Genomic DNA, 12,995 nt, shown 5'->3' with positions numbered 1-12,995 from the left:
CAGATTCCTAATCTACTTTCTTGCATGATAAAGAGTATATTCTTTAAGAAGCGTACCGTCTAAGTATTTTGATTCTGGTTTCTTGTAGAATTCCTCAAAAAGCTCAAGGCACTGGTCCCGTAGTACTCCACCCACAAATTCTATCTCTTGGTCTTTATAAATGTAATCCATTATCAGGCCTTCACATGGGACTTCATGTGATTTCCATGTAATCCTCTTTGTGAGATCAATGCCACAGGCTCCTCCCATCACGTCCTCGTACCCAAAGACTACGCGTTTTACGCCGTTTATCAAAAGTGCCCCAAGACACATTAGACATGGCTCAAGGGTCGTATAACAGGTGAGTGGACCAAGCTTTCCTGGCCATGTACCAATCTTTTCATAACAAGTCCTAATGGCCATTATCTCAGCATGCTCAAGTTCATTTGCTGCCTCCCCCCTGGAACCGACTCTGCTCCCCTCTCCAATTACCATTGATCCGCTAGTAATCACGCATCCAACTGGGAATTCCCCTGCCTCAAGGGCCTTTCGACCTAAAATAATGGCCCTCTCCATCATTGGAATATCAGTTGAATGAATCATGACATGAGCATCCTTTTAATTTTCTCTTCTAGGAAAAAACCAAGTTCGACCTCACGGGCAATAGCCTCCTGAAGGGTATGGAGATCTGATTGGGCAATAGAGGCATTTAACCTCTTACAGATATAATTTACGCAGATAGTGTGCCTTGCCCTTATTGTACACCCTCTAGGGCCAAGGAACCAACACCCAGTATCGTCCCATGGCCTTTCCGGGAGACTCACCCCCATCATGAGGTTGATTATTAATAGCGTTACATCAAACCTTTTCTCAATCCCACTGCCACAGCAGCTTCCCCCATCCTGTGTGGCACACACCGTACAAATCCTGGTAACCCCAACATCGTTCATCCTATTCCAGGTTGCCTCAATGGCCTCATCGTACTGACGGAGTAAGTTAACTATGTCTGGAGCTTCACTAAGGGACAAACTTAGCTCTTCATAAATGCCTTTCGCACACCTGATCTTTTCCTCAATGGGGTGATCTTGTCCGATCAATAACACATCCCTAAAGGATTTCATACTTATCAAAATACCCCCTGGGAGTCACCATAAATGGCCCAACCTCAAATGTATTGGAATTCCCTACAATCAAAATCGACTCCATGTCCACCTCTTCTATGGGCACGTTTGAAAGGTGACAAATTTCAACGGTTTCTCCTTGCCTCATAGCCCTCTTAACAAGGCCTACAGGTGTCTTTTCATCCCTATATTCTCCAAGTATCGCAAGGGCACTCTGTAACTGCCAATCCCTTTTCTTGCTACGTGGATTATAGAGCGCCACCACAAAGTCTCCTTCACCTGCCGAACGTAGCCTCTTTTCTATCACCTTCCACGGCGTAAGTAGATCACTAAGAGAAATAGCACAGAAGTCGTGAACTAGAGGAGCCCCCAACAGCGATGCTGCGGCAACAAAAGCAGGTATGCCTGGTATGACCCTTAGCCCAATTTTGTCTTGGCCCAACTCGATCCCAAGTTCATTGATCACCTCTATCACAAGTCCTGCCATGCCATAAATGCCAGAATCCCCGCTTGATACAACTGCCACGACTTTTCCATCCTGGGCCAACTCCACTGCAATCTTGGCCCTTTCCACCTCTTTCATCATGCCAGTTGCAATCACTTGCCTTTCTCCGATTATAGGGCTAATGAGATCAACATATGTCTTGTAGCCCACTATGACGCTTGAGGCAATGAGTGCATCTATGGCCTCTTTTGTAAGGTGAGAGGTGGCCCCAGGTCCAATTCCAACGCAATATATATATCCCATAGCCTTACTCGAACTAGTTACACTTTTTTATAATATTTATAGCCTTTATCCCCTGTAGCCAATAGCAATAGGCCCAGGCTCATAGGCTTCAAATGGGGTTCATTGTAGCCCTCTGAACATTCAATGAAAAGGGCCTAATTTGAAAAGGCGGACAGTATCATTTTGAAAGATCAGCAAGTTGCCGATCATGGAGCCTACTTAAAGTAATTAAACTGGTCACTGCCCCTAATAGGGCCCACGCCATATCAGATTGAGCATCCCATATGTAACCTTGCGCACCCAAGAAGGCACCAGCATTATCTTCTGTTCCAAGAACTACCAACCATTCAATTATCTCATATAATGCACTCACAGCTAGGCAAAAAGAGATTATAAAAAATGCCTGCCAACGGCGCCCCCTTATCAAATTCTTTCTCAGAATGATCTCTCGTGCTACCAATGCTGGAACGAAGCCCTGGACAAAATGCCCCAATTTATCGTAATTGTTCCTAGAAAAACCCAATGGCTCCTTTAAATAGTCGAATAGAGGTACTTCTGAATAAGTAAAATGACCTCCAATCATCAAAATTATGCAATGAATCAATATCAGAGTATACGCCAGTGGGGTGAGCCTAAAAGATCTGTATGTAAACGCCAATATGATCGCGGCAATAGCAGCAGGACTTGCCTCTAAAAACCAAATAAATTGGTCTTTAGGATTGATTCCCGACCATACAAAAAAGCCTATAAAAATCAAAATCCAAAGGTATTTAATCTTTATTTCCTCTTGCTCATGGACAAATTCACCTGGCCTGGACAGCGTCTACAAATATTATTACACGGATTGGCTGTATTGGTTAAGAAGAAAACTAGCAAGTAGCAAATTTAGTCCAAAATTAAGGGTTATTTCCGCACCTTTCCCCATGTTAACAGGAGACTTGAGAGGAAATTGTCATTTTTTGAAACTGTAGTTTAGCAATTCAGTCAAAAGATTTTAATGCAACAGCGATTGTCACGTTCTTAAATTTTTTCTTTTCCACCAGAAGCCTTCCACCCTTTCCAGCGCCGAGAAGGGCTGCGGCCTCTGCAACGCTACTTGTCCCTACTGCCTTGAGGGGGGCGCTGGAAGGATTGGGGACATGAACTTGAGAGAGTTCTTCTTTTGAAAAAAATTCGATTGGAAGTCTCAATTTATCAGCTGCCTCTATAAGGCCATTTTCATCGACCTTTTTATCTATAGAGCATATAGCTTTTACACTTCCAGGGAAAAGATTGTATTGTCCTATTACAGTTTCAATTGATTCAACTATTTCTTCTTTAGAAGTCCCCCTATTACAACCCACTCCAATAAATAATCTAGCTCTAGGATACATTCGAAGGAGATTTTTGACGGTGAAATCCTTTTTTTTTATGCCAACATATACAAGATTTTCATGCAAACTCTCGCGGGGGACTCCATCTTTTTTACCATGTAACTCCAGATCATTGCCCATGGTCTCTTTTATCTGCGCCTCACTATCGGTCTTTAAAAAGCTGGTCACATTGCCCCTATCATGGCCAATGTCATTTGGGCATATCCGTTCAAAATTTCCAACTCCACAAACATACTGGATAATCCCCTGATCCCAACTCGTTAACTCATGTTTTAGCACCCCGACCTCATCCACCACAATAACCTGCTCACCCCTTAAAAGGGCCATATGTATGGCCTTTAAGGCACCAAAATCCTCAATTACTAAATCCTTTTTTCTAGCAATATCATCAAAAGCAGGAAGCCCATTTACATCTGTCGCAGTTGTAATCACTGGCACTGCGCCAATGCTGTCCGCCACTATGGCAGCAAGCTCATTTGCACCGCCTAAGTGTCCAGATACAAGACTGATTGAAAATCTCCCTGTCTCGTCCACAACAACTACGCCAGGATCCTTTTGTTTTGATGTCAAATACCTGGAAATTGTCCTCACAACTATGCCACAAGCCATGATGCATACAATAGCGTCTGCTTCTCTAAAAGCCTTTGCCATAAAGCTCTTGAGTGAACTAAAATATGACGTATCCCAATCAAGACTTACCTGAACTCCCTCTTTTAAAAAGAGCCTTCCATTCAGTGCCCTGGCAATCTTTGCCCCAAGCAGGGCCCCTCTGGGAGTAACTGCACATACGTAATACTGCATTCCATCCCTCTTATGGATTGTAAGTGCCAAATGAATGCATACGACGGTTAAGATCCTGACTTTCTATATCCATGAGAAAAATCTTTTGAATATAACCTCGACCTGGTGGAAGAAGCAGATTCCTTTTCAAGACAAGGCCCTACAAGAATGATAGCATGTTTGGAGATGCCAGCTTTTCTAACTTTTTCACCGATGTCTTTGACTGTCCCCTCAATTACTATTTCACCTGGCCAGCCAAGCCTATATCCAACAACAATTGGGGCCTCAGGGCCATAATGTTGCGAAAGCGTCTTAGCCACTTCACTTATCTTGGAGACACTCAAATAAATGGCCATGCTGGCCCCTATTTTTGACAGCACCTCAAGGTCTTCGTTTTCCGGCACAGGGGTCCTGCCCTTGACCCTTGTAAATATTACGGTCTGGGTCTTTTCAGGCACTGTTAGTTCTTTCTTAAGGCGGGAAGCGCACAAAAATGCAGCTGTCACTCCTGGTACTACTTCATATGGTATATTGAGCTCATCTAGTGCATTGAATTGCTCATAAGTTGCCCCGTAGAGGGACGGTTCCCCTGTATGGAGACGCACAACGAGTTTATTGCGTTCCCATCCCTTTTTTATTGAGTCAATGATCTCTTCAAGGGTCATGCCTGATGTATCCTGGAGAACTGCCTCGGGCTTGGCCCAAACGAGCATCTCTTTTGGCACAAGTGAGCCTGCATAAAGGATAAGGTCTGCAGTTTCAACAAGTTCTTTTCCACGGACAGTAATGAGCTTTGGATCTCCTGGGCCGGCTCCAACAAAATAGACTTTATTCATATTTAACTCACTCCTTTTTCTCACCAACAACTAACCAGACAGGGTTTTGGGCCTTGAGATAAAACCCATCGCCAATATTTCTGGAACGGCTCACCTGAATCTCTACCACCTCATACCGAAGCCCCTTAGATTCCATGACAGAACATGCGGTTCCCAAAGAACTCAACATCACGCAATTTACTACTATTATGGCCTGTTCCTTCATGGCATCTATAGAAAAATTTAGAATTGAATTCAAATACTTACCCCCTCCTCCTATAAAAACCCTATCTGGAGGAGGCAATTGGGTTAGACAACTGGGGGCGAGCCCCTCTATGAGCTCTACGTTTCTGACATCATAGCGCCTCAAATTGTCCTGGATTGAGTTTATCCTATCTGGGTCCTTTTCCACTGCATAAATCTTACCAGAGGGAAGAAATCGAGAAGCCTCAATAGATACAGCCCCAGACCCTGCGCCAATATCCCACATTAGAAGCCTGGGGTCCACGAGTTCAAGCCTTGATAGAACAATTGCCCTCACTTCCCTCTTTGTGATGGGGATATTGTTATGGCTAAAGGCGGACTCAGGCATACCAAACCAGGGTACCCCCCCTTTTTCTTCTCCTCCCCTTAAAAGGAGCACCACAAAATTTGGGTCCCGGAACCTCTCTCTCCTGGCCTGAGACAGGTCAAACCTTTGAATCCGCTCACACACATCGCCAATTCCCTCGAGTACGTACAAGGCTCCACACTCAATCCCCTTATCTAGTAAAAATTCGGCAATCTTTGCAGGATTGTTCTCTGGATCAGTATAGATACCGATCTTTTTGTATTTTAAAATGGCCTGCTCCAACGCCTCTAACCCCCTGCCATGGAGGCTTAAAACAAAGGCATCGTCCCAAGGGAGCCTAAGCCGTGCAAAGGCAACTTGGGCTATCGTGACATTGGAGTGAATTACGCATCTGTCTTTGCCAAGGACCTTTAGGACGTATTTCCCTATACTGTAGTAAAGTGGATCCCCTGAAACCAATACAACTACTTTTTTCTTTTTGCTCAAATCATTGATCTCTTCTACAGCTTTGGATAGAGGGAACTTTAAGGTACGAAAATCTTCTACAAGATCTCCAAATATCCTTGAAAGTCTTTCACTACCAAATACCACATCAGACTTTAAGATTATGTCTCTGGCCTCATCCGTGAGGTGAGCTCTGCCAGCACCTGTTCCAATAATGTAAACGGGAAAAGCATTACTCATATCATTTACTAATTGAATTTGCTCTAAAATAGTTATTAAACTCTCTCCAATAACAATTCACCGTATCTACCTTAAAAGGAAATTTAGACGGGGTTAATACCTTCATCTGATTAGTTAGTTCATTTTCCCCTATCGGGAAAAGGCATGAAATCTAGACATCTAGAGCTACCCCTCTATAATAGATTATCAACTACCAAATAACTTCAATGCTCAATCCTTTCTAAAACAGTTCCATCATAATCTAAAAGGTTGAAGCAAACAGGGATATTCTTAATCGTGTAAGACTTTAGATTCTTTAGGGCAAGTACTGCTACCTCTCTTATAACTGATCTGAGCCCATTTTCCTTTAAGAGCTCAAGGGCCAGACGTGCTGTGTTAGCAGTTTTGATCGACGAAATTATTTTCGCATCATTGGTAACATTTTGAGTCAATCGTGCTAAAAGATCGAAATCAACTGCGCCAATCGATGCATGGGTCTGACCAAGTCCTTGAGCCATCTTTATGGTCTTGCCCCAAAAAGCATAGACACAAATCCTTATAAAATCCAATTTTGAGGCCCACTCCATGGAGAATTTCACGTAATCTCCCATTTGACAAAACGCAACCTCTGGGGCCGATGGATTTAACTGCCTAGAAAATTTGTCAGTAGTTGATCCTGTAACTAGAAATATCTGTTTTATGCCACTTGCCTGGGCAACCTTAAGTGCTGTGTAGATGGTTGCACGATAGGCACCGTGGGAAAAAGGCTTTACAAGCCCTGTTGTACCCAATATCGAGATACCGCCAATGATGCCCAGCCTGGGATTTAGAGTCTCTTTTGAAAGTTCTTCTCCCCTCGGGACTATTATCTCCACATGGACTGAACTGGCCAGGACATCGTTGCCCGTATTCACTAATGCCTCATTAATAGCTTGTCTTATCATCTGCCTTGGGACTGGGTTTATGGCGGGCTCTCCAGGTGGAAGTACCAGGCCTGGCTTTGTTATAAGACCAACCCCTTGTCCTCCTGTAAGAACTACCTCCTTTTTAGCGTCGTCAACGAGGGTAACCCTGGACTGAATCTCAGCCCCATGGGTACAGTCCGGGTCATCACCTCCATCTTTGATTACTGTTGCTATCACACTCTTTTTTAAGCACTCAGTTCTCTCTATCTTGATTTGAAGTGATTTTCCCCCAGGAAGGGAGACATCCACTTTCTCATGCACCCCTCCTGTAATGAGCTTCAACAGTGCGGCCTTTGTAGCAGCAGCAGCACATGTACCTGTAGTGTAACCCCACCGTAATTTTACTTTCTTCATGAGCTGTTATACCTGTTATACTGGTATGGGACTGGCCTGAAAATAAACCCAGATTATGCAGCTCGCAAGTTTGCCGAAAATGCAAGGCGGAGGGTATGCAGACGTACTTAGGTACTTCAAGTGCCCGACAACGCAGCAGATTCGGTAAAATTGCGAGCCCCTTGCGGCTTCAAATGCCTGAGATTTTATTGACTGATAAAGCTTCACCTTTTGGATGAAGGCACTAACTAAAAAGATGCAGATAACTATTGAATTATTCAGGAAAAATCCTTTTCTCAGGCATTTGAAGTGCATAATCTGGGATAAACGAAAGCCCCAGGCAGCCCTCTAACCAATACCATCTAATTCCTACAATGCAAATCCTAGATGGCAGCTAATGAGGTGAGAAAAATAGGCGTCTAGGGCCTAAGCACTACTGTTTTTAACCACAAGGAGAGTGAGGTAAGGTAATTTTGCATCTTCTGAAAGATCCTCTACGCCCCTCTTAATCTCTTCATCTTCCATCCCTATCTTCTTTACGAGCACTGCATCTTCCAGAAGCTGAAGCTCCTCTAGTACCTGTTTGATATTAGAAAATTCCCGGTAGGTCTTAAGTACGAATACGGTATCCGACTTTATAAGGGCCTCTTTTATATGTCGACCACCGTTTACACCTGACACCACGTAAAACCCCTTGTCTCCCTCTGCAATTGGATAATTCAGCTTAGCTGCTGCAGCATGATAAGAGGTAATTCCTGGTACGGTCACGACTTCTACAGTTGGTTCCAATTCTTTCACTGTCCTCATGAGGTGACAAAAAGTCGAATAGGTAAGGGGGTCTCCTAAGGTAATAAAAGCACAATCCCTGCCTTCTCTAAGGCAACCGAGCACCTTTTGGGCATTTTCTAGCCAAGCGCGTTTTAATACTTCCTTGTCACGGGTCATAGGAAAAGGCAGCCCTATGACAGGCCGTCCTCCGATGTGCTTGTCAACTATGGATAGGGCAATGCTGTATTCATTTGAGCTAGAAGATGCCGCAAATATTGATTCCACCTCTCTTAATATCCTAATGGCCTTGAGAGTTATAAGTTCTGGGTCTCCTGGGCCAACACCAATACCATAAAGCTTGCCTAGTCTTAGACTTTTCTCTTCCATTACTCTAACCTTTCTCAACTTCTACATTTGTCCCTAAATCCTACAATTGGCGAGTTTGCCCAATATGCAAGGCGGTAAAATCATTTTTTGTCCCCTTTTGCCGTGCAGGATTTAGGTTATCGTCTTTTTTCTAAGAGCCATTATTGCCAAGGCATTTACAATGCTCGCTGCAACTGTAGAACCGCCCCTTGTGCCTACACATGTTATATAGGGGACACCAGATGCCATTAAGGCCTCTTTTGATTCCTCTGCACCAACAAACCCTACGGGAGTCCCAATTATAAGGCTGGGTCTCCAGGATATCTCCTTTATGGCATCGAGGAGATAAAAAAGGGCCGTTGGAGCATTACCAATGGCAACAATCCCTGTATCCATGCCTTCTTTTTGCCTATCAATCAGTAATTCAATACTAGCAGCGGCCCTAGTTATGGAGGATTCCTTCGCACGTCGTACGACCTCATGGTCATTGATCAGACAAGATGCGGATACACTGAGCTCTTTCAATCTCCCTGTACTTATACCTGAAAGGAGCATTCTTGTGTCTGCATAGACACCTTTTTTTTCCAGTAATGCCTTTACTCCCTCATCAACTGCACCCTTTGAAAATCTCACGAGTCTATAAAATTCAGGATCTCCAGTTGTGTGAATAATGCGCCTAGTTACCTCCCATTCACCACGGGAAAACTGACCTTTTATGGAGGCTGGCAAAAGGGCTTCTATCCTTCTAAAGCTCTCTTCCTCTATCTTTGCAGGGTCCATTAAAAGCTTCATTCTATTGTTTCCTTGATCCTATTTACAAAATTCCTGGCAATCTCTCTATTGCTCAAAAAATGAAGGTGAACATAACTTGAAAGGATATTTCCTTCAACAAAACCCTTGTCGCCCATTGCCTTGCCCAAGGCATTTTTTGAACTATAGGCACAGTGTTCCATTGAAAACTCATCCACCCTTTCGGAGTAGTGAAATTCATGCCCACGAGCCCTTAAGCCCTTGATTCCCAGTATTGTATCTCTTAAAAATTCCACCTCTCGGTAACCCAGTGACTTTAAAAAGGGGAGCATTCGTACTGAGAAGGGAAGAACCCCTAGCATTGGATAAAAATCCCCGCCTTCAAGGTAGATCCCCCTGGAAAGATACATCATGCCTCCACATTCCCCATAACATGGCATCCCATTCAATACTCTCTTTCTTAACTCCCCGATTATAGATGTATTTTGTGAAAGCTCCTTTGCGTATAGCTCTGGATACCCCCCTCCTATATATATGGCATCTATTTCTGGAAGTCTTTCGTCCCTTAAAGGTGAAAAGCGCGCTATCTTTGCACCAGCGCGCCTGAGTGCGTCTAGGTTCTCTTCGTAATAAAAACAGAATGCCTCATCCATCGGGACACCAATTGTAACCTCAGGAGCTGAAAACACTCCTACAGTTTTTCCTGAAGGCTCACAGGGTATTCGTTCTCCTTTCCATGCAATTTCCAAAAGGGTATCTAGGTCTACTGCTTTTGAGATCCTATCGGTTATCTCATTGATAATCCCAATATCATCTTTTATTTCCCCTGCTGTAAATAGCCCCAGGTGACGCGAAGGAATCAGCATTTCATCTTTTCTAGGTATCGCTCCAATGACATTTAACTCTGGGAAATCAGAGGCTATGATTCTTCTCAAAAAAGCCTCATGATTGGGACTTCCAACCCTATTTAAGATGACGCCTTTAATAGGGACAGCCCTATCGTATTCAAGAAAACCCTTGATTAAAGGCAGGATAGACCTTGCAAGTCCGTGACAATCTATTACAAGGACAACAGGGACCTCTAAAATCTTTGCAAGATGAGCTGTAGAGCCATGTTCAGCACTTCCTGGGGCACCGTCAAATAGGCCCATCACACCTTCTAATACGGATATATCTGAAAGATTTGCATATTTATGAAAAATTTTAATGTTCTCTTCATTGGAGAGCATCCAGGTGTCTAGATTGTGACTTGGAATACCAGTTAATAGTGCATGAAGTCCTGGATCTATAAAATCCGGCCCCACCTTGAATGCCTGAACCTTCAAGCCCCTCCTTTTTAAGGCACCCAAGAGACCTAAAGTAATAGTCGTCTTTCCAACACCGCTCTTGGTACCAGCAATCAAAATGGCCTTCACTTAGAGTCCTCCATACTTGTCATACCCTGTTGCCCATTGAGGTCGTCATATTCCATAAACACCTTTGAGAGCTCCTCTATGGCCTCAACTATATTTGGTGTTGGACGAGAGTATTTGCCTTCAGGCACCATCAGCCAGTGACCTTCTCGTATCGCCCTTAAGAGCATAAAGTTGGGCCTATTCTCAGGATTTCCAGGGGCCCGATTCATAGGGCCTTTTTGTATGATGTAAAAATCTGGATCACACTTTAGAACAGACTCAAGGCCTGGCCTTACAAACTTCTTTTTTACCCCTGAGAAACAGTTAATACCTCCGGCCTTCTCTATAATTTCGTTGACAATGTTGTTCCCCCCTGCCCCAAGCAGATTGGGGTACCTTACTTCAAAAAATACCCGTGGAGCCCTCTTCCCCATGTGATGTCTCTGTATATGTTCTATACGATTTTTCATAGATTCTACTAAGACCTTGGCCTTTTTCTCCTCTCCTATAAGTATCCCAATCCTAAGTATCGTAGTGTAAAGGCCAGTTATGGAATTTGGATTAAACACTGCAACTTTAAACCCCATGTTTTCAAGGGCCCTAACTGGCTCAAGGGCAAGCCTTCTACCTGTACTCTGAAGAATGAGATCTGGCTTTAAAGAGACAATCAACTCAACGTTGGGTCTCATGTGGGTCCCTATTTCAGGTAGCTTAAGGATCGAGGCAGGGTCTCTGTCTGCCTTTGTACGGGCAATCAACAGCTCCTCTCTTCCAAGGGCTGCAATAATCTCATTAAAGGCCCCATACAGGGCTATGATACGCCTTGCTGGGGCCTTGAGTTCAATAGTCTTTCCCCTATCGTCTACAATCGTAAGGGCGGATGCAGTCCTTACAAGGCAGGAGAAGACAAATAAAAATAATAGACTAGAATTCCACAGCCATCTGGCCATATAAAAGTTCTCTTTCATCACGTTTGTCTATATCAATATCATGGTATTGATCGTGTATATAGCCTAAAGAGAGTGTAACTCCCTCAAAGAGTTCCTGATTCAAGTTAATACCATAACGCCGTTCAGGGAGCCCAAGGGCCTCAGTATCAAAAGAGCCAGCAATCTTGAATGCCACTTCAAGATTTTTCCACCAGTTATAGCTAAATCCTGTTTCAATATTCCAAACATAGGGCTTGGCCCCAGAGTTACCTGAACTGAGGTCATTTGCGGAAAAATGATTCACAGCCCCCATGAACTCAGCCGCAATGAAGTATCCACGGTGTTCGGCATGCACGTAAAAATCCATTCCGCCAACGTAATGATCAATCTCATCACCCAGTGCATCTGACAAAAAGTCTGAATCTGCCAGATTGGATATGTATGACCCACCAATTAAGAAATCTATGCACTTGTTTGGATCATGCTTAAATTTTTCACCCCTTTTATAAAAATTTAGGCCTTCCATATCCAAGCCATATTCGAAATGAACATCAAATCCATAGCTTTCCAATCTATTTTCTCCCTCTCCCTTTTCTTCCACATCTCCGTTGTAGGCATAAACAGATACAGTCAATCCCCCATCAGTATAGGCAAGGATCGCTGTCTTTTCGTTTGATTCTCCCAGAAGCAGTGTAAGTGGTGAGTCAATTAGAGGATCATCTGGGAAATAGGTCAAAAGGGCCCCGAAAGGTACATAGACCTTCCCTAAGGTCAGGGTAAAAGGAAAACCTTCTTCTGCTCCAAACACCACTGAGGCTGAATCCAGCTCAAAACTAGTCTCCTCACTTTCAAAGGTTGGATCTTCATAGAGTAGTACCCCTGTTACATCAACCCACTTGTTTAGCTTTGCTGAAAAATCTAGCTCAACTGTTGTCATAACCAAATCACTTTCAGTCACATCCTCACCATTGTCATATGATGTATCTCTATAGGCTCCGCCAAATTCAAGGAGTCCACTCAAATTGATCCTTTTTTCAGCATCAGTCAAAAATCCAGAAATTGATCCCTCCTCTTGAGGCTCGATTTCTAATCCCTTCTCATGGCCCTCCTTAAGCTCACTCAGCTCTGTTTCCACCTTTTTTAAGCGCTCTGTAAGGGCTTTATTTTGATCCACCAAAGATTTTATCTCTTTTTTTAACTCTTCATACGTTTGCGAAAATGAAGTCGCCGGATTAGCAAATACCAGCATTATCGTCCAAAAGAATCCCATGATCAATTTTCCAATATTTTTTTGCATAACTTTTCCTCCCTTGAATCCCTCTTTGTATAAACAGTGGTTCTAGTTCTATGTTCTATGCCAATATCATTTTCACCTCGTTCCCAAGCTCCTGGTTGAGAACAAGAGAAGGAGCGCCAAAGCCGATCAAAACTCAACACTCACAACTTTTTTAATTCCATTCC

Annotated in this window: 13 protein-coding genes; all 13 read right to left on the bottom strand. The window is 43.5% G+C overall.

The window, feature by feature from the left end:
• Positions 1–12: 12 nt before the first annotated feature.
• Positions 13–582 (bottom strand): nucleoside deaminase, encoded by a 570-nt coding sequence (locus tag DBT_RS06950; protein WP_067618308.1) that lies wholly within the window; start codon positions 580–582, stop codon positions 13–15.
• Positions 579–1,100, bottom strand: a complete 522-nt coding sequence (locus DBT_RS06945; RefSeq protein WP_067618305.1) for a hypothetical protein — start codon at positions 1,098–1,100, stop codon at positions 579–581. Before DBT_RS06945 ends, DBT_RS06950 begins: the two co-directional genes overlap by 4 nt.
• Positions 1,087–1,848, bottom strand: a complete 762-nt coding sequence (gene cobJ / locus DBT_RS06940; RefSeq protein ID WP_067618302.1) for a precorrin-3B C(17)-methyltransferase — start codon at positions 1,846–1,848, stop codon at positions 1,087–1,089. The genes DBT_RS06945 and cobJ overlap by 14 nt, the downstream gene beginning before the upstream one ends.
• A 157-nt stretch (positions 1,849–2,005) precedes the next feature.
• Complete coding sequence (locus DBT_RS06935; RefSeq protein WP_067618299.1) at positions 2,006–2,602, bottom strand: DUF2238 domain-containing protein; 597 nt, start codon at positions 2,600–2,602, stop codon at positions 2,006–2,008.
• A 205-nt stretch (positions 2,603–2,807) separates the two neighbouring features.
• Positions 2,808–4,001: a cobalt-precorrin 5A hydrolase gene (locus DBT_RS06930; RefSeq protein WP_067618296.1), complete on the bottom strand. Its 1,194-nt coding sequence runs from the start codon at positions 3,999–4,001 to the stop codon at positions 2,808–2,810.
• Positions 4,002–4,048: 47 nt separating this feature from the next.
• Positions 4,049–4,816: a precorrin-4 C(11)-methyltransferase gene (gene cobM, locus DBT_RS06925; protein WP_067618293.1), complete on the bottom strand. Its 768-nt coding sequence runs from the start codon at positions 4,814–4,816 to the stop codon at positions 4,049–4,051.
• 7 nt (positions 4,817–4,823) lie between these two features.
• Positions 4,824–6,050 carry a precorrin-6y C5,15-methyltransferase (decarboxylating) subunit CbiE gene (gene cbiE, locus DBT_RS06920; RefSeq protein ID WP_067618290.1) on the bottom strand — a complete coding sequence of 409 codons (1,227 nt, stop codon included), beginning with the start codon at positions 6,048–6,050 and terminating at the stop codon, positions 4,824–4,826.
• A gap of 203 nt (positions 6,051–6,253) precedes the next feature.
• Positions 6,254–7,348: a cobalt-precorrin-5B (C(1))-methyltransferase gene (locus DBT_RS06915; RefSeq protein ID WP_067618287.1), complete on the bottom strand. Its 1,095-nt coding sequence runs from the start codon at positions 7,346–7,348 to the stop codon at positions 6,254–6,256.
• A 405-nt stretch (positions 7,349–7,753) separates the two neighbouring features.
• Positions 7,754–8,482, bottom strand: coding sequence for a precorrin-2 C(20)-methyltransferase (cobI, locus tag DBT_RS06910; protein ID WP_067618284.1), 729 nt, complete (start codon positions 8,480–8,482; stop codon positions 7,754–7,756).
• 111 nt (positions 8,483–8,593) lie between these two features.
• On the bottom strand, positions 8,594–9,253 hold the full coding sequence (locus DBT_RS06905; protein ID WP_067618281.1) for a precorrin-8X methylmutase: 660 nt from the start codon (positions 9,251–9,253) through the stop codon (positions 8,594–8,596).
• Entirely contained in the window at positions 9,250–10,626 is a 1,377-nt protein-coding gene (locus DBT_RS06900; RefSeq protein ID WP_067618278.1) for a cobyrinic acid a,c-diamide synthase CobB, read from the bottom strand. Before DBT_RS06900 ends, DBT_RS06905 begins: the two co-directional genes overlap by 4 nt.
• Complete coding sequence (locus tag DBT_RS06895; protein ID WP_083186690.1) at positions 10,623–11,555, bottom strand: ABC transporter substrate-binding protein; 933 nt, start codon at positions 11,553–11,555, stop codon at positions 10,623–10,625. Before DBT_RS06895 ends, DBT_RS06900 begins: the two co-directional genes overlap by 4 nt.
• On the bottom strand, positions 11,530–12,831 hold the full coding sequence (locus DBT_RS06890) for an LbtU family siderophore porin (RefSeq protein ID WP_067618275.1): 1,302 nt from the start codon (positions 12,829–12,831) through the stop codon (positions 11,530–11,532). Before DBT_RS06890 ends, DBT_RS06895 begins: the two co-directional genes overlap by 26 nt.
• Positions 12,832–12,995: the final 164 nt, after the last annotated feature.

This window comes from Dissulfuribacter thermophilus (genome assembly GCF_001687335.1).
In the GTDB taxonomy this organism is placed as follows: domain Bacteria; phylum Desulfobacterota; class Dissulfuribacteria; order Dissulfuribacterales; family Dissulfuribacteraceae; genus Dissulfuribacter; species Dissulfuribacter thermophilus.
Note: the sequence above shows the minus strand (reverse complement) of the source record. Positions and strands in the feature narration are given on the sequence as shown.

Excerpts from the sequence above, each read along its gene's own strand:
- DBT_RS06950 (WP_067618308.1), bottom strand. The coding sequence starts at position 582 with ATGATTCATTCAACTGATATTCCAATGATGGAGAGGGCCATTATTTTA.
- DBT_RS06945 (WP_067618305.1), bottom strand. The coding sequence starts at position 1,100 with ATGAAATCCTTTAGGGATGTGTTATTGATCGGACAAGATCACCCCATT.
- cobJ (WP_067618302.1), bottom strand. The coding sequence starts at position 1,848 with ATGGGATATATATATTGCGTTGGAATTGGACCTGGGGCCACCTCTCAC.
- DBT_RS06930 (WP_067618296.1), bottom strand. The coding sequence starts at position 4,001 with ATGCAGTATTACGTATGTGCAGTTACTCCCAGAGGGGCCCTGCTTGGG.
- cobM (WP_067618293.1), bottom strand. The coding sequence starts at position 4,816 with ATGAATAAAGTCTATTTTGTTGGAGCCGGCCCAGGAGATCCAAAGCTC.
- cbiE (WP_067618290.1), bottom strand. The coding sequence starts at position 6,050 with ATGAGTAATGCTTTTCCCGTTTACATTATTGGAACAGGTGCTGGCAGA.
- DBT_RS06915 (WP_067618287.1), bottom strand. The coding sequence starts at position 7,348 with ATGAAGAAAGTAAAATTACGGTGGGGTTACACTACAGGTACATGTGCT.
- cobI (WP_067618284.1), bottom strand. The coding sequence starts at position 8,482 with ATGGAAGAGAAAAGTCTAAGACTAGGCAAGCTTTATGGTATTGGTGTT.
- DBT_RS06905 (WP_067618281.1), bottom strand. The coding sequence starts at position 9,253 with ATGAAGCTTTTAATGGACCCTGCAAAGATAGAGGAAGAGAGCTTTAGA.
- DBT_RS06895 (WP_083186690.1), bottom strand. The coding sequence starts at position 11,555 with ATGGCCAGATGGCTGTGGAATTCTAGTCTATTATTTTTATTTGTCTTC.
- DBT_RS06890 (WP_067618275.1), bottom strand. The coding sequence starts at position 12,831 with ATGCAAAAAAATATTGGAAAATTGATCATGGGATTCTTTTGGACGATA.